Below are 19,015 nucleotides of genomic sequence, written 5' to 3'. Positions count from 1 at the left end.
TTGCGCGGCAGGTGGGCGCGAGGGCATTCTGCTCCTCTACGGTAGAGCGAAGTGTCGGCGCGCTGCGTCCGCACAGCAGACCCGCACACAGAGCAGCAGAACACAGACAAGTTGGAGGACACGTGCCCAGGGACACCGAGAGCATCGAACGCGAGATCGAGAAGGCGCGTAACCAGCTCGCGAGCACACTCGACGAACTGACGGTCCGCACCAACCCGAAGCGGCTGGTCGAGAACACCAAGAAGACGGTGCTCGCCAAGCTCAACGAGCCGGCAGTGAAGTACGCGCTTATCGCAGTTGGTTCAGTGGTGGGACTACTCGTGGTCCGGAAGATCATTCGCTGACCCGAGTTTTCGAAGGCAGAACATGAAGAAGGCCCCCACCTGGTGAGGTGGGGGCCTTCTTGCAAGTGCGCCCACAGGGACTCGAACCCCGGACCCAGTGATTAAGAGTCACTTGCTCTACCAACTGAGCTATAGGCGCTCGCTCTTGCGAGACAGAACATTAGCCGACAGGCTCAGGAGTTTGCAAAACGCGTGTTCATCGTGGTGACGATGGTTACATCGCTTCCGGAATTCACGAGTGTGGCGGGCGTGAATCCGGCCAGCGGACGGTGCTTTCCAACTGCTGTGCGACGGCGAGAATCGCCGATTCGCCACCGCTGCGCGCAACCAGTTGGACGCTCAGGGGGAGACCGTGTTCGGAGAAGCCGGCGGGTACCGCGGCCGCCGGGTTGCCGCAGACATTCCAGATAGAACAGTAGGCGGCGATCGGCAACGCCTTGCGGACTGCGGACAGAAGGCCGGTTCCTTCGAGTTGTCCGATCGGGCGTGGCAGCGCGGGCGTCGTCGGCATCAGGACCAGGTCGAAGGTGTCGAAGACCTGGTTGACCGTCGCTGCAATTCGCTCACCTTTGCGGTAGGCGAATTTACCGACGCGCGCGGGTGCAGCTATCCGGCCGATCGAGGCGAGCGCTCGCGTGCGCTTCTCGAGAAGCGCTGGATGATCGACACGAAGCGCTTCGTCGCGGACACCGCCGAGCACCTGCGGGAGAAAAGCGGCAGTGGCATCCGGGTACTCGGGATCGTGTTCTTCGACGTGATGTCCCAACGCGCTCAACATCTCTGCGATCGAGAGCACCGCGGCAACGATCTCCGCTGACGGACGGACGCCCCGGACCGGACTCCGGGTGGACACCGCGATGCGAAGCGGCCCGGGTGCCGACACGGCCGCGTCGGCAAAGCTGGTTCGGAGCGTTTCGGCTGTGTAGTCATCGGTCTCGGTGGTGCCGGTGATTGCGTCGTATACGAGCGCGCTGTCCTCGACCGAACGAGTGAGAGGCCCGATTGTGCCGAGTCCGCGCCAGAGGTTTCGGTTCGGCGCGGTGCTCACCCGACCGCGTTGCGGCTTGAGTCCGAACAACCCGCAGAACGCCGAAGGCAATCGTATGGAACCGCCGCCGTCGCCGCCTATTGCCGCCGCGACCATTCCCGACGCGACGGCCGACGCAGATCCTCCGCTCGATCCGCCGGTGGATATGCCGGTGTCCCAAGGGTTTCTCGTGTATCCGTTTGCGGCAGTCTCGGTGAAGGGCCAGATGCCGAACTCGGGCATCGTCGTCTTGCCGACGATCACCGCACCCGCTTCGCGCAACCGACGGACAACCTCTGAATCGGCCGATGCGATGCGCGTTGCTGCCGCACCGCCGTACGTCGTCGGCGTTCCGGCGACGTCGTTCTCGTCCTTGATTGCAATCGGGACTCCGTGCAGTGGGCCCAGGGTTTTGCCGTCGGCCTGACGTTGATCGAGCCGTGTCGCCTCGTCGAGTGCTTCGTCCGCGAGAACTCGTACAAATGCGTTGAGCGTCGAATCGAGGCGCTCGATACGGCGAAGTGTGGTCTCGGTGAGTTCGCGGGCGGACAAAGCTCCGGACCGGATCAGAGCTGCCTGACCTGCCACCCCGGCAAATGCCAGTTCGCCGCCGGGCGTGAATTCGCGCTCAGTCATCAGACCTCCAGGCCGTGGTTCCGGTAACTGTGAAGTCTATTCACCACGACCTGTCCACCAAGCCACAAAGAAAAATCCCCACCTTCCGAAGAAGGTGGGGACCTTTGCAAGTGCGCCCACAGGGACTCGAACCCCGGACCCAGTGATTAAGAGTCACTTGCTCTACCAACTGAGCTATAGGCGCTCGCTCTTGCGAGACAGAACATTAGCCGAATCGCCGGTTCGGGAGCAAATCGCCAGGTGGCGGCCTCGCTGCCGTAGTCCAATCGGAGGAAATCCGCTGAAAGCGGTAACAAAACGGACGGTTCGGAGCGATTGATACTTGAACGTTACTGACGGCGTGGCCCTTCATGACCGTTGGTAACGAGCGCGCCTGGCATCATTGGTGCAGCGCAGTCATACCGCAAGTCCCACTTGCCTTCCGGTAAGTGGGATTCGCATGTGATGCGGAAGTTAGTCGGAGAAATTGTGAAGCGGAGTCGAACGATGAGTCGTCAAAGGTGGGGTCTGTCCGTGCGCGGGGGGAACGGTCGAGTGTCGAAGAGTGCGGCGATGATCGCGGTGTCTCTCGGTGCGCTCGTTCTGGTCACCGCGTGCACGTCGGGTGGCAAGGACGTCAGCACCGAGGGATCGGCGCCGATCGATTCCAATCCGCTCACCGAACTCATCAAGCCGAAGCTCACCTCGACCGCCGCCGACGGCGCTGTCGGCTTCTCGCCGGGCGACCCGGTCAAGATCAACGTCGCTGACGGCGCCCTGTCCGACGTGACGATGGTCAATCAGGACGGCAAGGCAGTTGCCGGCGCGATTGCTGCCGACGGTGCGTCGTGGACGACCACCGAACCGCTCGGCTACAACCGCAAGTACAAAATCGAGGCCCGCGCATTCGGATTGGGCGGCGCCAGTACGACGGTCACGTCCTTCACCACCAGCGCGCCCGGCAACGTCACCAAGCCGTATGTCTTGCCGAACGAGGGCGACGTGGTCGGCATCGGTCAGCCCATCGCGGTGCAGTTCGACGAGAACATCCCCGATCGCAAGGCTGCCGAAGCCGCGATCACCGTCACCACGACTCCGACCGTCGAAGGTGCGTTCTACTGGGTCAACAATCGTGAGGTCCGTTGGCGTCCGGAGAACTACTGGGCACCCGGCACCAAGGTCGACGTGAGCGTCGACGTGTACGGGCGCAATCTCGGCAAGGGAGTCTTCGGGCAGGAAGACGCGAAGAGTTCCTTCACCATCGGTGATGCCGTCATCGCCACGGCGGACGACAACACCAAGCAGGTCACTTTCCAGGTCAACGGTGAGACCGTCATGACCATGCCCACCTCCATGGGCAAGGACAGCACTCCCACCGACAACGGCGTCTACATCATCGGCGACCGCTTCGCGAACATGATCATGGACTCGTCCACGTACGGCGTCCCGGTCACCTCGGCGCAGGGTTACAAGACCCCCGTCGACTGGGCGACCCGAATGTCCTACAGCGGCATCTTCTTCCACTCGGCGCCGTGGTCGGTCGGGCAGCAGGGGTACTCCAACACCAGTCACGGCTGCCTCAACCTGAGCCCGTCCAACGCCAAGTGGGTCTACGACAACACCAAGCGTGGGGACATCGTCGTCGTCAAGAACACCGTCGGCGGAACGCTCTCCGGCACCGACGGCCTCGGTGACTGGAACATCCCCTGGAGCGTCTGGAAGACCGGCAACGCGGACGTCTGAGTGCGTCCCTGAAGCACTGAACGTCAGAATGCCCCCGACCGTCCGGTTGGGGGCATTTCTGCATCTGTATTCCTTTTGTGAGCGAAAGTGCCTCTCGGTCTATCTGAGGCGACGGGAGGTACGTTCGCTCGGCGTCAGCGTCGACCGAAGGCGTCCACTCCGGTCATTTCAGCGGACAGTGCCCACAATCTGCGTGCGTCGTCGCGATCGGTAGCCCAAGGTTTCACTCCGCCGACGCTCATGTCATCCGTCTGCGCGACGTCCGCGATGTTGCAGTCCTGGAGGTACGCGCCGGAGTGATCGGCGAGTATCGGTGCCGTCGCTGCCCACACCGTTGTAGCGGCGCCCTGGGAGGGAGTCTTGAATCCCGGCACGGCGTCGCCATTCGACGTCGTCCATCCGAGATCGTGTTTCTCCGATGCAGAGAAGTGACGTTGAAGGGGAGTGAGGATGCTCCCGGGATGGACGGAGAACGCAGTGATACCGCGTGAAGCACCGGCGCTCGCCAGCTGGACAGCGAATAGAGCATTTGCAGTCTTGGCTTGACCGTACGCAAGCCAGCGGTCGTAACCGTTGCGGAAATGTATGTCATCCCAACGCACTCCCGACAGAAAATGTCCCGCCGACGAGACAGCGACTACGCGAGAACCGTTTGCGGGCATGGCTGGCACAAGCAGGTTCACCAGTACAAAGTGCCCGAGGTGATTGATCGCGAATTGTGATTCCCATCCGGAGCCGACACGGAGTTCCGGGCAGGCCATGACCCCCGCATTGCAGATGATGATGTCCGGAGTGATCCGGGATTCGAGAATTTCTCGCGCACACGATCTGACACTGCTCGGGTCCGAAAGGTCGCACGCTCGCACTTCGATACCCGGAAGGTCGGCCACCTCGCTCCGTGCCTGTTCTGGTCGGCGGGCAAGAACTACAACTCGCGCGCCGACCGAAGAAAGTGACCGCGAAATCTCGTATCCGAGTCCGGAGTACCCGCCAGTGACCAATGCAGTTGTGCCGGTTAAATCTTGTCCGGCAAGTACGTCGTCGGCAGTGGAGATTCGGGAGAATTCGGTGTTGATTTTGCGCTGAATGGAATTCATGGCCGCGACCGTAAAATCTGGAGTGCACTCCAGGTCAAGGAAAGGTAGACGGGTAATGCGTGAACTATCAATCGGTGACGTAGCTGTCGAGACCGGAATCAGCATCGATTCCCTTCGATACTTCGAACGTGAGGAATTGCTCGTTCACGAGGTTGCGCGCTCGGCAGGTGGGCGTCGGGTCTACGCCGAAAACGATGTCGCTTGGTTGAAGCTGTGCAATCGATTCCGAGACTCGGGTATGCCGATCGCAACGATCCGCGAATTCGCCGCACTCGTCAGGTCAGGGCCGGGAAACGAGAAGGAACGGCTTTCACTTCTACAAAAGCATGAGGTGTTGATTCGATCCAGGATCTCTGCGCTGCAGGACAACCTGACCGTCATCCACGACAAGGTTTCGGCATACGAGCGACACGTTCGCGAGGGGACCGTCGCAGGTGTCTGGGAGCCGCAACCGTCGCCCGAGTGATCGACGGCTGGGCCATTTGCGGCGATTTCCAGCTACCCCGATGTGAGCGAAAGTGGCTTTCGGTCTATCTGAGGCGACGAGAGGTACGTTCGCTCGGCCCGGGCACAGGTTGCTCGGGAGCGCGCGATTTGTCGCGGTCGCCACCCGGCTGTGGAAGGGGGGATTGGGGCCGGCGCACAAACCAAAAGAACCCCCGAAAATGTCTTTCGACATCTTCGGGGGTTCCGCTTGGGTGAGCGACGGGACTCGAACCCGCGACAGCCAGGATCACAACCTGGTGCTCTACCAACTGAACTACGCCCACCATTGCCTCGGCCACCGGTTTGACCCGGCTGCTTTGACGAAAGAGATACTAGCGCGAAAGTCGGTCAGGAAGCCAATCGGCAGGTCAGGCGGGACCCAAGCCCTCTACGACGGCTGCGATCTCCGCGCTCGACGGTCCGGGCGCCGCGACGAATGCAGTGCCGCGGTAGTACTTGAGTTCGCGGATGGATTCCTTGATGTCGGCGAGTGCCCGGTGGGCGAGACCTTTTTCGGGCTGGCCGAAGTAGATTCGCGGGTACCAGCGGCGGGAGAGTTCCTTGATGGAGCTGACATCGATCATCCGGTAGTGCAGGTATGTGTCCAGCGCCGTCATGTCACGCGAGATGAATCCGCGGTCGGTGGCGATGGAATTACCTGCCAGGGGAGCCGTACCGGCGACGGGAACGTGCTTGCGGATGTACGCGAGCACCTCTTTCTCCGCCTCGGCGAGGGTGACCGTCGACTTACGAACCTCTTCGGTCAGTCCCGACTTCGCATGCATCTTCTTCACGACGTCGGGCATTGCAGCCAATGCGTCGTCGTCGGCGTGGATGACGATGTCCACACCTTCGCCCAAGATGTTCAAGTCGCTGTCGGTCACCAGAGCCGCAATCTCGATGAGTTTGTCCGACTCGAGTCGCAGCCCGGTCATTTCACAATCGATCCATACCAATTTGTCCTGCACCAGGAACACAGTAGTGCGCGCGGGCGCGGGATAAGGTCTGCGGTGGAAACTCGACGTGTGTAAGACGGCGTTCGGGTGATGACAAGAACTGCGCCGCATTGCAACGAGGAGGGCTTTTCGATGACCGTGGATCCGAAGGAAGGAGCCGCGCCGCTGACGCCGGCGGAGAAGGCGAAAGCTGCCAAGGCTGCCGCTGCCGAAGCCGCTCGGATTGCAGCTGAAGCCGCGGCAGCAGCTGAGGAAGCCGAGAAGGAAGCGGCTGCCGCTGAGGCCGAAGCATCGGCCGGAGCCACCCCCGCAGCTCAGGCGCCGTCGGGTGCTGCCGCTGAAATCGCGGCCGGCTATTCATCCGAGGGGCGGGCACTCGAGCTCGGCTCGGTGGTGATCGACGGAGTGGCAGATCCCACCGCGCGGGTGCGGATTCCATTGGCGACGATCAACCGTCACGGTCTGATTGCCGGTGCGACGGGTACCGGCAAGACCAAGACGTTGCAGGGCATCGCCGAGCAGCTGTCCGCCGCGGGTGTGCCGGTAGTGATGGCCGACGTCAAGGGCGATCTCTCGGGTCTGTCGAAGGCGGGGGATCCGAGCGAGAAGATGAAGGCTCGCGCAGTCGAGACGGGCGACGATTCGTGGACTCCCGCTGGGATGCCAGTCGAGTTCTTGTCGTTGGGAACGGACGGAATCGGTATCCCGGTGCGCGCGACCATCACCAGTTTCGGGCCGATCCTGCTCAGCAAAGTGTTGGGCCTCAACGAGACCCAGGAATCGACTCTCGGACTGATCTTCCACTGGGCCGACACTCAGGGCCTGGCCCTGCTGGACCTCAAGGATCTGCGTTCGGTCATCGCCCACCTGACGAGCGCTGAGGGCAAAGCGGATCTGAAGGGTATCGGCGGAGTTTCCTCCGCGACGGCGGGGGTGATTCTGCGCGCGTTGGTCAACCTCGAAGCCGACGGCGGTGACACCTTCTTCGGCGAACCGGAACTCGAAACCGAGGACCTGCTGCGTGTCGTCGGCGGTGCCGGTGTGATCACGTTGTTCGAACTCGGTGCCCAGGCCGCGCGTCCGGCAATGTTCTCCACCTTCCTGATGTGGGTGCTCGCGGACCTGTTCCAGACGCTGCCCGAAGAGGGAGATCTGGACAAGCCGAAGCTGGTGTTCATCTTCGACGAGGCGCACCTTCTGTTCGCGGACGCGTCGAAGGCCTTCCTGCAGCAGGTCGAACAGACGGTCAAGCTGATTCGCTCCAAGGGCGTCGGCGTGTTCTTCTGCACGCAACTTCCGACCGACATTCCCAATTCGGTGCTGTCACAGTTGGGCGCGCGCGTCCAGCACGCCCTACGCGCATTCACGCCCGACGATCAGAAGGCGCTCAACAAGACCGTTCGTACCTACCCGAAGACCGAGCACTACGACCTGGAAAAGGCACTGACTTCACTCGGCATCGGTGAAGCCATCGTGACCGTGCTTTCGGAAAAGGGTGCGCCGACGCCGGTGGCCTGGACCAAGATTCGTCCTCCGAGGTCGCTGATGGACACCATCGGCAACGACGCGATCAAGGCGGCAGCGTCGTCGAGTCCGCTGAATCAGAAGTACGGCCAGACCATCGACCGCGAGTCGGCGTACGAGAAGCTGACGGCGAAGGTGGCCGGTGCTCCGACGGCGGATCAGTCCGTGGATCTTCCGTCGCTGCCCGATCTGCCGCCACCGCCGCCGGCCGAACCTGAGGGCCCCAACATCGCCGAGCAGATCTTGGGTAACTCGGCCGTGAAGAGCTTCCTGCGTTCTGCGGCTTCGGCTGCAGGGCGGGAGATTTCGCGAAACATCTTCGGTACCGGTAGCCGTCGCAAGCGCTGAGGCTTAGGCGCCCGCGAGGTCAGATGCCGACCTCGCGGGCCAATAGGTCGTTGATCGATTCACGCCTGATCAACGGCCGCGCAATCCCGCCCAGCACAGCGACGACCGGCGGCCGGCCGACGCTGTTGTAGGTGGAGGCCATGCTGTGGTGGTATGCGCCCGTACACGGCACTGCCAACACGTCACCTTCATGTAGGTCGGCGGGAAGCCTTGCTCCGACGGCGATTTCGTCGCCCGATTCGCAGTGCCGCCCGGCGACGGTGACTTCCTGGAGCGGTGCGCTCGAATGCCGGTTCACCAGTTCGACGTCGTAGTGGCTGTCGTACAACGACACCCGAGGGTTGTCGCTCATCCCACCGTCGACGGAAACGAAGGTTCGACCGCCGCTGATCGACTTGATGTTCTGTACGCGATATAGCGTGACTCCGGCGCGCGCGGCGATCGCTCGGCCAGGCTCGAGCACGATTTCGGGGCGAGGGAAGCGGTTTCGGGTGCACGCGTCGTCGAGAGTTTCGTCGATGACGTGAGCGAGGCGGGTCAGATCCAGTTGGGCGTCTCCCGGCATGTATGCGATCCCATGGCCACCGCCGAGATCGAGTTCGGTGAGGATGATTCGATGCGTGCGTCGTATGTCGTCCATCTGTGCGATCATCGTCTCGATCGCGGGGCGGAAGAGTTCGGGATCGGTGATCTGGGAGCCGAGATGGCAATGCAGGCCGATGAGTTGCAGGTGCGCCGCGTTGGCGACGACGGATACCGTACGTTCCAGTTCTTCGGAAAACGCTGGTAGGCCGAACTTTTGGTCCAAGATGCCTGTGGACACTGCCTTGTGTCCGTGTATGTCGATGCCGGGTGTGACTCTGATCAACACCTTCTGTCGGTGGGTACACACCGACGCGAGCCGTACCGCTTCGCTGGGGGAGTCGAGGACGATCCGGCCCACACCCGCGTTGACCGCCGCCCTCAGTTCGGAAACCGATTTGGCATTGCCGTGCAGGATGATTCGGTGGGGGTCCACGCCCGCGGCGAGCGCGACGGCGAGTTCACCGGCGGAACAGACATCCACCCCGAGTCCCTCGTCGGAGACCCAGGTAGCCATCGCTCGAATCATCAGTGCCTTGCCGGCGTACACGATCTCCGAGTCGGGGAAGATCTCTCGATACGTGCGGCAGCGGTGCCGCACGTCCGCCTCGTCGACGACGTACGTCGGTGTGCCGTACTGGTCCGCGATCTCTTCGAGGGAGACGTCGCCGATGCAGACACGCCCGCTGTGGTCGTGGCGAGTACTGATGGGCCACAACGCAGGATCCATACGCGGTGTCATTGCGCCGCGTAGGGAGGGGAAGATTTCGAGTAGCGTCACGTCGATCTCCTGAAGGTGACCCGCCGTGTTGCGGGCTACCTTCAGATCTACTCCCGAAGATCACCGGTGGGGCGGTTCTTGACGCTTACTTGACGCGCCGCCGAACGAGGTTGACGCGGCCCTGACGGGGCTCGAATCACTGTGCCTGTCGAATCACTGTGCTCGCCGGCGCTTCCATCCGAACCAACCGAGCACCGCGAGCAATGCCACCGCGGCGCCTCCGCCGATGACCGCCGATCTGTCGGCGGACACACCAACGGACGGAGTTCCGCCGGCGCTCGGGGCGTAACCGGCGCCGTACACGGACTCGACCGCCGCTTGGATGTCGAACCCGGTTTCGGTAGCCGGCCCGCAGCTGTGCCCCTCGTGCTCGGCGTCGACGTCGTACGGCGCAGAAACGAACATCAGCTGCTCGGTGCCGAGCACGTAGCTTGTGCCACAACCGTTCCCGTTCGCGAGTGTCCCCACCGACGTCACCGATGCCAGATCGCCTTTGTAGACCCGGCTGACGTCGAACAGGTAGGTGTCCTCGAACCCGTCCGAAGTTTTCTCCGTCGGAGTCCCGAGGAAAACGGTGCTGGAGACGCTCACGGCTTCTTCCGGGGTAGCCGATGATGCGCACGAACATGCATTCGCTGCCGTGGGCAGCAGTAAGGGCAACCCTCCGGTCAAAAGAAGGATTGCCCCGACTGCCAGTGTTCTTCGCATCGCCATTAACCGACTATATGGTCTGCTATGGCCTGCTCTGAGAAGTTTGCGTGAATCAGCCGCCGAGCTTCTTGTAGAACGTGCCCACGATGGGCGCAACGACGGCACGCGGGCTGTAGCCGCCCGCGACGGACATCGCCTTGCTCAAGATGCCCGGTACGACGCGCATCTTGTTCTCGGCCAGGCCGTCGAGCGAGACCTTGGCGGTGTACTCGCTCGAGATCCAGAAGAAGTCCGGGACGAGCTTGTCGACGATCGACGCTTCGGCCGGGTCCGGGGTTTCGGTGCGTACTGGGCCTGGGGCGAGCAGGGTGACGTTCACTCCGGTGCCCTTGAGTTCACCTCGCAACGATTCCGCGAAGGTGTTCACGAACGCCTTCGTGGCGGCGTACGTCGCGTTGTTGGGGATCGGCATGTTTCCGGCCGCGGACCCGACCATCAGGATGGCTCCGGACTTGCGTGCGAGCATGCCGGGCAGCACGGCCAGCGTGAGATCGTGCACTGCAACGGCGTTGAGCTCGACCTGGTCGCGCTCGTATGCCGGGTCCAGCTCGGCGATCGGCCCGAAGGTGGCGATACCGGCGTTGTTGCACAGGATGCTGATGTCGCGGCCACCGAGTTCCTCGACCAGAACGGCACGCGCCGCGCTGTCGGAGAGGTCCGATGCACGGACCTCCACCTCGACGCCGTGCGCGGCGCGAAGCTTCTCGGCGAGGACCTCCATGACCTCGCCACGACGGGCAACGAGGATCAGGGAATGTCCGCGTGATGCCAGATCAGCGGCCAGTGCCTCTCCGATGCCGGAGGAGGCGCCGGTCACTACGGCGCGGGCTGTGGTTGTGGGTGTCGGCAGGCTCACGATCAGTCAGCGTAGCCGGTCAGATCTTCGCGGCCAGTCGTGTGCCCTGTTCGATGGCACGCTTGGCGTCGAGTTCTCCTGCCACGTCGGCGCCGCCGATGATGTGGGTCACCACGCCCGCGACGGTCAGTTCGTCCACGAGATCGCGAACCGACTCCTGCCCGGCGCAGATGACGATGGTGTCGACCTCGAGAAGTCGGGGCTTCTCGTGCTTCTCACCGAAGGTGATGTGCAGGCCGGCGTCGTCGATGCGCTCGTAGTTGACGCCCGAGAGCTCGTGGACGCCCTTGTTCTTGAGGGCCGCCCGATGGACCCAGCCGGTGGTCTTCGCGAGGCCGGCGCCGATGCGTCCTGGCTTGCGTTGGAGGAGGTAGACCTCCCGCTCGGAGAGCTCCGGTACCGGAGTGGTTAGAGCGCCCGGGGCCATTTCGGGTTCGGTGACGCCCCATTCCTGCTTCCACTCCTTGAGATGAAGAGTGGGGGAAGTCGGGTGCGTGAGGAATTCGCTCACGTCGACGCCGATGCCGCCGGCGCCGATGACGGCGACGGACTTGCCGACGGGCTTGCCCTCTCGGACGACCTCGGCGTAGGTCAGCACCTTCGAGTTCTCGATGCCGGGGATCTTGGGAACGCGCGGTGTCACGCCGGTGGCAACCACCACTTCGTCGAAGGATCCGATGAGATCTGCCGGTGCGACGCGGGTTTCGAGCTTGACCGTCACTCCGGCCACGTCCAGCATGCGGGTGTAGTAGCGAATGGTTTCGGCGAACTCTTCCTTACCCGGAATGAGCTGTGCGATCCCGAACTGTCCGCCGATCTTGTCCGAAGCCTCGAACAACGTGACCGAATGACCACGCTGAGCAAGATTGAGTGCTGCGGAAAGTCCGGCAGGACCGGCACCGACGACGGCGAGGTTCTTGGTCCGCCGAGTGGGGGAGAGGATCAGTGTGGTTTCGCGGCCCGCGCGCGGGTTGAGCAGGCAGGAGACCTGCTTGTGAACGAAGGCGTGGTCGAGGCAGGCCTGGTTGCAGGCAATGCACGTGTTGATCTCGTCGGACGCTCCACGTTCTGCTTTGTTCACCCAGTCGGGATCGGCGAGCATCGGCCTGGCCATCGAAATCAATTGTGCGTCACCGCGGTTGAGGATCTCTTCGGCAGTCTCGGGCATGTTGATCCGATTCGAGGCGGCTACCGGAATGTCGACGTGCTTCTCGAGTTTGCCGGTGATGTCGACAAAGGCTGCTCGGGGAACCGAGGTGACGATGGTGGGCACCCGTGACTCGTGCCACCCGATGTCGGTGTTGATGATCGTGGCGCCGGCGGCTTCGACTTCCTTTGCCAGTGAGACGATTTCATCCCAGGTCTGACCGCCCTCGACCAGATCTGCCATCGACAGCCGGAACACGATGATGAAGTTCGGGCCGACAGCCTTGCGTGTGCGTCGCACGATTTCGACTGCCATGCGTCGACGGTTCTCGGAACTGCCGCCCCACTGGTCGGTGCGCTTGTTCGTGCGCTCGCAGAGGAACTGGTTGATGAAGTAGCCCTCACCGCCCATGATTTCGACGCCGTCGTAACCCGCGGACTTGGCCAGGCGCGCGCAGCGAACGTAGTTGCGGATCTGCCAACGCACCCCACGGCCGGTCAGCTTGCGCGGACGGAACGGGTTGATGGGCGCCTTGATCGACGACGCGGAGACACTGAAAGGCTGGTAGCTGTAGCGGCCGGCGTGCAGGATCTGCATGGCGATCTTTCCGCCCGCGTCGTGAACCGCCTTGGTGATCCGGCGGTGACGGCGCGCTTCGATGCGGTTGGTCAGCTTGGCACCGAAGGGCAAGAGCCAACCGGTGCGGTTGGGCGCGTAGCCGCCGGTGATGATCAAGCCGACTCCGCCACGGGCACGTTCGGCGAAGTACTCGGCCAAGCGGTCGGTGTCCTTCGCGCGATCTTCGAGGCCGGTGTGGATCGATCCCATGACGACGCGGTTCTTCAGCGTCGTGAATCCGAGGTCGAGCGGTTCGAGCAGGCGGGGGAACTGTGTATCCGTCATGACTGAAGATGTCCTTCCGTGGCGTACTCGCCGGTGTCTTCGATGGCGTACTCGCCAGTGTCTTCGATGGCGTACTCGCCAGTGGGCAATGCGTCCAGAACTTCCTGGCACCAGTCGGTGAATCCTTCTTCGACGCGGATACCGCCGCGAAGTACCAGGTACTGGTGCAGTGAAGAGCCGGAAAGTGCTGCTGGATTAGGGAAGTCACGCTTTTCGATGAGTCGGTAGACGTCGAGGCGGGCGGCGTGGCCGTCGCGGTGGCGAGCGACTTCGCGTCGTAGAGCGGGGAGATCGGCGTGCGCTGCGGCCCTGATCTTGATGGCCAACTCGTTGCGCAGGTGGTTCGGTTCGGACGGCTCGGCGATCCATCGGGTCAGTTCGGCGCGGCCGGCATCGCTGACGCGGTACATCTTCTTGTCCGGGCGGCCGTCCTGCGCGATGGCCTCCACCTCCACCCAGCCTGCCTCGTCCATTCGCTTGAGGACTCGGTAGATCTGCTGGTGCGTCGCGCTGTGGAAGAAGCCGATCGACTTGTCGAACCGGCGTGTGAGGTCGTATCCCGACGCATCCTGTTCGGACAGGGAGACGAGCAACGCATGTTCGAGTGCCATGGAAAAAGTATCTATGCACTCAGGTGCGTATGCAACTAAGTGCGTACTAACTTGGGTGCATAGAAGGTTTTGTATGTCGACTTCGGAGAGAGGCGCCGAGTCGCCCGCGCGCAGTTAGGCTTCGCCGTATGAGCGCCGAGTCCACGAGCATGCAGGCCGAGCCACCCGCAGGCATCGGTGGTGCGGCCACGAAGAGTCAAGTGTTCGCGTGGGGGCTGTGGGATTGGGGATCGGCAGCATTCAATGCCGTGATCCTCACGTTCGTCTTCTCGGTCTATCTCACCGACGCGGTCGGCGACGACCTGCCCGGCACGATTTCGGCAACTACGTGGCTCAGTTGGGCTCTCGGGATCGCCGGCTTCTTCATCGCGATACTCGCCCCGATCACCGGACAGCGTTTCGATGCGTCGGGTAAACGCAAACTCTCGCTCGCGATACTCACCGGCATCACCGTGCTCTCGATGGCGGGTCTCTATTTCGTCGAAGACAACTACCGCTACCTGTGGCTCGGATTGGTTCTGCTCGCAATCGGTTCGGTGATTTTCGAACTGGCCGGCGTTCCGTACAACGCCATGATGCGGCAGGTGTCGACACCGGAGAATCTGGGACGAGTCTCCGGCTTCGGCTGGGCCATGGGATATTTCGGCGGAATCGTGCTGCTGTTGCTGTGCTACTTCGGGTTCATCGTCGGCGACGGCGACACTCGGGGATTCCTGGGATTGACCACCGACGGCGGCATGAACATCCGGATGGTGGCACTGCTGGCTGCAGTGTGGTTCGCGGTCTTCGCGATTCCGGTGTTCTTCAAGGTTCCCGAGTTGCCCAGCCCCGCGGTCGATCCGGGAGCGTCCAAGGCCGGGTTCCTCGACTCCTATCGGGTGTTGTGGCGCGATCTGCGCGAACTCTGGAACGTCGACAGGCGCACGATCTGGTACCTGATCGCGAGCGCACTCTTTCGTGACGGTCTGGCGGGTGTGTTCACCTTCGGAGCCGTGTTGGCTGTCAACGTCTACGGAATCAGTGCGGCCGACGTCCTGCTGTTCGGTGTTGCCGCCAACGTGATTTCCGCAATCGGTGCATTGGTGGCCGGACGCTTCGACGATCGGATCGGACCCAAACAGGTCATCACCGTCTCGCTGGCGTCGATGATCGTGGTCGGCGCGATATTGATCGCGGTGTCCGGGCCGGTGATGTTCTGGATCTTCGGTCTCGCCCTCTGCCTGTTCGTCGGGCCCGCTCAGTCTTCGGCACGAACCTTCTTGGCACGCATCACCCCGCCTGGGCGTGAAGGTCAGATGTTCGGCCTGTATGCGACCACAGGCCGAGCAGTGTCGTTCTTGGCGCCGACACTGTTCGGCCTGTTCGCTTGGCTCTTCGGTGCAGACCGTGCCGGCATCATCGGACTGCTGGTGGTTCTCGGCGTCGGCCTTGCCGCATTGTCGATGGTGAAGGCGCCGGAAGGGGACAGTGCGATCCCCGTCAATCCTTGAAGTAGACCAACTGGTGTGTCGTAGCGAGCAATGCGCCGTCACTGCCCCAAATTTCGGCCGACTGATCGAAGTATCCGTTTCCGAACCGTTGGGTCCGCGCCGTTCCCAGCACGGAATTGTCTGCCTGTGCGGTCAGCGTCTGAGCGTCGGCGTGGAAGTAGATGGTCATCGAGACCGTTCCGGCCGGAGCCATCTTGCCTCGGCGCAAGAAGACTCGTGGGAAGAAGACATCACACAGTGCGGTCAGCGACGTGAAGTCGAGAGCGCGTGCCGGCTGATCTCGCACCCAGAGCGTCGTGGTCGAGTCGGGGTGCTCGCCCGACTCCAGATCGGGGATCGCACCTTCGACAAAGCGCATCTCGTAGTTCTGTGCCCAGGCGATGAACTCGGGGAACGGCAGCAGCGCAACGTTTTCGGCCGACGGAACTTCCGGCATCGTGATCTCGGTAGACGACCAGGTTTCACGCCTGGTACCGAACACAGCCGTCGCGGTAGTGGCGACGGTTCCGTCCTGAGACAGTTCGATGGACCAGTGCTGCGTCGAGCGGTTGGTACGCACCGGCCGGGCGGAGATCTCGAAGGCGCCCTCGGAGATCGGACCGGCAAAGTTGACGGTCAACGACAGCGGATCGCCGAGGCGTTCGGGGTGCTTCAGTACAGATTCGAGCAATGTGGCAGCGGTGACGCCGCCGAACGGCCCGACCATGTTGTTGTACGCCGGATTGGTTTCGCCGGTCGACAAGCCGGCCGTGAGTGGCGTCAATCCGACAGCGGTGTCGAACGGATGGGGTGGTGCAACGGTCTCGGTCATCGCAGAACTCCTGGTGGTGGAATCAATTCGGCTCTATGTATGACAACATACATAGAGCCGAATTCGTCGCGACGATCAGGATCCTGCACGTGCGAGGATTGCCTCGGCCAACTCTTCGGCTCGCTCCTCCGGAATCCAGTGACTTCCGCCGTCGAGCACGACGAACTCGTAGGGAGCGTCCACGAATTCACCACAGCGTTCTGCGCCTGCGCGGCCGAGCGCTGTGTCGCCGGTGCTCCAGACATACGTGGTCGGCACGGTGGTGCGATCGATGTCGCCGAAGTCGCGAGTCATCGCGCGGTACCAGTTCAAGGCGCCGGTGAGCGCGCCCTCCCCGCTCAGGACACGAATGTGCTCGTCGGCGAATTCAGGATCGATCTGGCCGTCGAACATGGCGCGCAGCCGGCGGAAGTTGTCCTCCGACAACACTTCCTCGGCTTTGCCCTCCTGTCGGAGAAGTCCGATGTACGACGAGCGTTGCTTCTGGTCCTCGTCCTCGCGGAGTGCCCAACCGAAGGCGGTGGGGTGGGGGACCGAGATGGCTGTCAGGCTGCGGATCCGGTTCGGATGGCGACCGGCGACCTGCCAGGCGACCGCCGAACCCCAGTCGTGGCCGACCAGATGCGCGTCGGACAGGCCGAGTGCGTCGAGCAATCCGACGACGTCGGCTACCAGATGCTCGATCTTGTAGGCATCCACCCCTTCGGGGCGCGCGCCGGCGGAGTATCCGCGCTGATTCGGTGCGATCACACGGTATCCCGCCGCGGTGAGCAGTGGTGTGACCTTGCCCCAGGATGCGGCGCTCTCCGGGAAGCCGTGCAGCGCTACCAGCGGAATGCCGTCGTCCGGGCCCGAGATCAGTACGTCGAAGGTGAGGTCGCCAACGGGGATTTCGTATGTACTCGTGGAAGACATGACTCTCACCGTACGTCGAAAAGGTGAACCCGAGGTCAGTTTCGAGGTGGATTCCAGGTGGCCATTCCGAGCATGATGACTCGCAGTTGCTTCTCGGCTCGTGTGATGACGGCGGCTTCGTCGCGATACCCGGCCGTCCCGGCGTCCAGCAGTTCGACGACAGCGCTGAACATCGTCGAGACGATCAGGTCGGCAGCCATTTCCAGATCGTCCGACGACCAGCTTTCCAGTCCGGCAATTCTGGAGAGGTCGATGGTCAGTTCGCTGACGAACAACCGCATTTCAGTGGCTATCGCACGTCGTACCTCACTGACGCCGCTGTAGCGTTCGCGGCAGAGGAACCGAAACTGTCGCTCGTGTGTATGCACTTGTCGCACAAGGATGCCCAGTGACGTAGCGGCGTCCTTGGTGCTGGGATTACGCCTTGCGTCGCGCAGCATCTGGCGCAACATGCGCATGCTCTCTTCGACGAGGACGACACCGACGTCCTCCAGTGAAGCGAAGTGGCGGTAGAACGCCGTCGGAACGATCCCGGCTTCCCTGGCTACCTCTCGCAAGCTGATTCCGGCGAAGCCGCGATCGGCCGAGAGGTCCATGGCAGTGTCCAGGAGCGCTTGGCGTGTGCGTTCCTTCTTTGCGGCACGACTTTCCGGTTCCCTGTTGTCGGGTTCCCTGCGCTCTGGGTTCACCGGTCCGGCCTTCGTCACGACGTCGAGTGTAGGTACAGGCATTCCGGCTCCTTTCGGCAACTCGTGTAACTCGGATCACATTCTTGTTGACATGTACTTGTGTGCACCTGTCACACTATCTTCGGTGAACATTTGTACACTGAATTCACGCCGTCGGGGGAAGCTAGCCCAGCAATCGATACACCCGGCAACCGAAGTACGAGGAGGGTCATGACAATCGCATCTGCTCCTGAGAACACGACACCGAAGTCCACACCTCGGCGCGGACTGTCCTTGGTGGGACTGATCGAAGCCATGGCTGCTCCACATCAGATCGATCGGTACCTCGAGTTGGTCAACCCGATGGCGACCGTTCGTGACATCCGCGCGCAGGTTGTCGCCGTCGACCATCCGACCGCTGACTCCGTCACTCTGACGCTGCGCCCGACTCGCCAGTGGCGCGGTTTTCAGGCGGGCCAGTTCGTGCAGTTGGGCGTGGTGATCGACGGTGTTCGTCACACTCGCTGCTACTCGCCGGCCGGCGGCGCGTCTACGCGCAGCGGGCTGATCGAGCTCACCGTGAAAGCGCATCCCGGTGGCCTGGTGTCGCAGTATCTGTACGCCAACGCGGCGCCCGGACTCGTTGTCAGCCTCTCGCAGGCAGACGGTGTGTTCTCCCTTCCCGTCGACCGCCCGCGTCGGGTGTTGTTGATCAGTGGCGGCAGTGGAATCACCCCGGTCATGTCGATGCTTCGGACGCTGGTGGAGGAGGAGCACTCGGGCGAGATCGTGTTCGTGCATTACGCGAACACCGATGCCGACGTGGCATACACGCGCGCGCTGAAGACCATCGCCGAGCAGAACCCGAACGTGAAACTGGTACTCGTGTACACCGAAAGCGGTGGAGGTGACCTCGAAGGTTTCTTCGATCGCGGGCACCTCGACGCCGTGGCTCCGTGGATCGCCGATCCGGACACGATCGACGCCCAGGCTTATCTCTGCGGGCCTCCCGGTCTGATGCGGGGAGTGCGTGAGGTGTTCCGTGAGGTCGACGTCGAGCACTTGCTCAATACCGAGGAGTTCGCGCCGGCGGTGGCCGAGCCGGGTGAGGCCGGCGGCGAGGTGTCATTCACCAAAAGTGGGGTGGCGGCCGAGAACTCCGGCGAAACACTTCTCGAACAAGCAGAAGCTGCGGGCCTCAATCCCGAATACGGATGCCGGATGGGAATCTGCTTCTCCTGCACCTCCGTCAAGAAGGCGGGTCGTACCCGAAACGTGCGCACCGGTGAGACAGACGACGAGCCGGACAAGAAGATCCAGCTGTGCGTCAGCGCTCCCGTCGGCGACGTCACCGTCGACATCTGAAGTCCCATTTTCCACACGACTGTCTGGAGACCGAC

17 protein-coding genes and 3 tRNA genes are annotated in these 19,015 nt (G+C 62.6%); 6 read left to right on the top strand and 14 right to left on the bottom strand.

What is annotated here, in order from left to right:
- Positions 1 to 122: 122 nt before the first annotated feature.
- A complete protein-coding gene (locus B0E55_RS28985; protein WP_003945299.1) occupies positions 123 to 344 on the top strand; it encodes a DUF3618 domain-containing protein in 222 nt (73 codons plus the stop codon).
- Between the two features lie 66 nt (positions 345 to 410).
- Here the strand turns inward: B0E55_RS28985 and B0E55_RS28980 are convergent.
- The 3 genes from B0E55_RS28980 to B0E55_RS28970 all read right to left on the bottom strand — a co-directional run bounded on the left by B0E55_RS28980 (position 411) and on the right by B0E55_RS28970 (position 2,191).
- Positions 411 to 483, bottom strand: a tRNA-Lys gene (locus B0E55_RS28980).
- Positions 484 to 576: 93 nt separating this feature from the next.
- Positions 577 to 2,007, bottom strand: coding sequence for an amidase (locus B0E55_RS28975; RefSeq protein ID WP_080910968.1), 1,431 nt, complete (start codon positions 2,005 to 2,007; stop codon positions 577 to 579).
- 111 nt (positions 2,008 to 2,118) lie between these two features.
- Positions 2,119 to 2,191 (bottom strand) — tRNA-Lys (locus B0E55_RS28970).
- Between the two features lie 329 nt (positions 2,192 to 2,520).
- Between B0E55_RS28970 and B0E55_RS28965 the strand changes: the two genes are divergently transcribed.
- Complete coding sequence (locus tag B0E55_RS28965) at positions 2,521 to 3,729, top strand: L,D-transpeptidase (RefSeq protein WP_080910967.1); 1,209 nt, start codon at positions 2,521 to 2,523, stop codon at positions 3,727 to 3,729.
- A gap of 134 nt (positions 3,730 to 3,863) precedes the next feature.
- Here B0E55_RS28965 and B0E55_RS28960 read toward each other — a convergent pair whose 3' ends face one another.
- Positions 3,864 to 4,826 carry an oxidoreductase gene (locus B0E55_RS28960; protein ID WP_020908264.1) on the bottom strand — a complete coding sequence of 321 codons (963 nt, stop codon included), beginning with the start codon at positions 4,824 to 4,826 and terminating at the stop codon, positions 3,864 to 3,866.
- A gap of 55 nt (positions 4,827 to 4,881) precedes the next feature.
- On the opposite strand from B0E55_RS28960, the gene B0E55_RS28955 reads away from it, so the two are divergent.
- Positions 4,882 to 5,292, top strand: a complete 411-nt coding sequence (locus B0E55_RS28955) for a MerR family transcriptional regulator (RefSeq protein ID WP_019749137.1) — start codon at positions 4,882 to 4,884, stop codon at positions 5,290 to 5,292.
- 231 nt (positions 5,293 to 5,523) lie between these two features.
- Here the strand turns inward: B0E55_RS28955 and B0E55_RS28950 are convergent.
- Positions 5,524 to 5,596 (bottom strand) — tRNA-His (locus tag B0E55_RS28950).
- A gap of 84 nt (positions 5,597 to 5,680) precedes the next feature.
- Entirely contained in the window at positions 5,681 to 6,280 is a 600-nt protein-coding gene (orn, locus tag B0E55_RS28945; protein WP_024487359.1) for an oligoribonuclease, read from the bottom strand.
- Between the two features lie 120 nt (positions 6,281 to 6,400).
- Here orn and B0E55_RS28940 point away from each other — a divergent pair, with 120 nt between their 5' ends.
- Positions 6,401 to 8,140: a helicase HerA-like domain-containing protein gene (locus B0E55_RS28940; RefSeq protein WP_080910966.1), complete on the top strand. Its 1,740-nt coding sequence runs from the start codon at positions 6,401 to 6,403 to the stop codon at positions 8,138 to 8,140.
- 19 nt (positions 8,141 to 8,159) lie between these two features.
- Here the strand turns inward: B0E55_RS28940 and lysA are convergent, their stop codons facing one another.
- The 5 genes from lysA to B0E55_RS28915 form a co-directional block, all read right to left on the bottom strand.
- Positions 8,160 to 9,503 carry a diaminopimelate decarboxylase gene (gene lysA, locus B0E55_RS28935; protein WP_021333447.1) on the bottom strand — a complete coding sequence of 448 codons (1,344 nt, stop codon included), beginning with the start codon at positions 9,501 to 9,503 and terminating at the stop codon, positions 8,160 to 8,162.
- A gap of 153 nt (positions 9,504 to 9,656) precedes the next feature.
- Positions 9,657 to 10,094, bottom strand: a complete 438-nt coding sequence (locus tag B0E55_RS28930) for a hypothetical protein (protein WP_029255689.1) — start codon at positions 10,092 to 10,094, stop codon at positions 9,657 to 9,659.
- Between the two features lie 172 nt (positions 10,095 to 10,266).
- The gene (cmrA, locus tag B0E55_RS28925) at positions 10,267 to 11,070 is read right to left on the bottom strand and encodes a mycolate reductase (protein ID WP_019749133.1); all 804 of its coding nucleotides are present in this window, start codon (positions 11,068 to 11,070) and stop codon (positions 10,267 to 10,269) included.
- A gap of 19 nt (positions 11,071 to 11,089) precedes the next feature.
- Positions 11,090 to 13,120 carry an NADPH-dependent 2,4-dienoyl-CoA reductase gene (locus B0E55_RS28920; RefSeq protein ID WP_021333446.1) on the bottom strand — a complete coding sequence of 677 codons (2,031 nt, stop codon included), beginning with the start codon at positions 13,118 to 13,120 and terminating at the stop codon, positions 11,090 to 11,092.
- Positions 13,117 to 13,731: a PadR family transcriptional regulator gene (locus B0E55_RS28915; RefSeq protein ID WP_019749131.1), complete on the bottom strand. Its 615-nt coding sequence runs from the start codon at positions 13,729 to 13,731 to the stop codon at positions 13,117 to 13,119. Before B0E55_RS28915 ends, B0E55_RS28920 begins: the two co-directional genes overlap by 4 nt.
- A 128-nt stretch (positions 13,732 to 13,859) precedes the next feature.
- Between B0E55_RS28915 and B0E55_RS28910 the strand changes: the two genes are divergently transcribed.
- Positions 13,860 to 15,221 (top strand): MFS transporter, encoded by a 1,362-nt coding sequence (locus B0E55_RS28910; RefSeq protein WP_046378786.1) that lies wholly within the window; start codon positions 13,860 to 13,862, stop codon positions 15,219 to 15,221.
- Here B0E55_RS28910 and B0E55_RS28905 read toward each other — a convergent pair.
- From B0E55_RS28905 to B0E55_RS28895, 3 genes are all read right to left on the bottom strand, one after another.
- Complete coding sequence (locus tag B0E55_RS28905) at positions 15,211 to 16,032, bottom strand: acyl-CoA thioesterase (protein ID WP_080910965.1); 822 nt, start codon at positions 16,030 to 16,032, stop codon at positions 15,211 to 15,213. The genes B0E55_RS28910 and B0E55_RS28905 overlap by 11 nt on opposite strands.
- A 75-nt stretch (positions 16,033 to 16,107) precedes the next feature.
- The gene (locus tag B0E55_RS28900; protein WP_003945355.1) at positions 16,108 to 16,947 is read right to left on the bottom strand and encodes an alpha/beta fold hydrolase; all 840 of its coding nucleotides are present in this window, start codon (positions 16,945 to 16,947) and stop codon (positions 16,108 to 16,110) included.
- Between the two features lie 35 nt (positions 16,948 to 16,982).
- Positions 16,983 to 17,678, bottom strand: coding sequence for a TetR family transcriptional regulator (locus B0E55_RS28895; protein ID WP_003945327.1), 696 nt, complete (start codon positions 17,676 to 17,678; stop codon positions 16,983 to 16,985).
- A gap of 168 nt (positions 17,679 to 17,846) precedes the next feature.
- Here B0E55_RS28895 and B0E55_RS28890 point away from each other — a divergent pair, with 168 nt between their 5' ends.
- Complete coding sequence (locus B0E55_RS28890; RefSeq protein WP_041815042.1) at positions 17,847 to 18,980, top strand: ferredoxin reductase; 1,134 nt, start codon at positions 17,847 to 17,849, stop codon at positions 18,978 to 18,980.
- Positions 18,981 to 19,015 lie beyond the last annotated feature (35 nt).

This window comes from Rhodococcus sp. 66b (assembly GCF_002076325.1).
Taxonomy (GTDB): domain Bacteria; phylum Actinomycetota; class Actinomycetes; order Mycobacteriales; family Mycobacteriaceae; genus Rhodococcus_F; species Rhodococcus_F erythropolis.
Note: the sequence above shows the minus strand (reverse complement) of the source record. Positions and strands in the feature narration are given on the sequence as shown.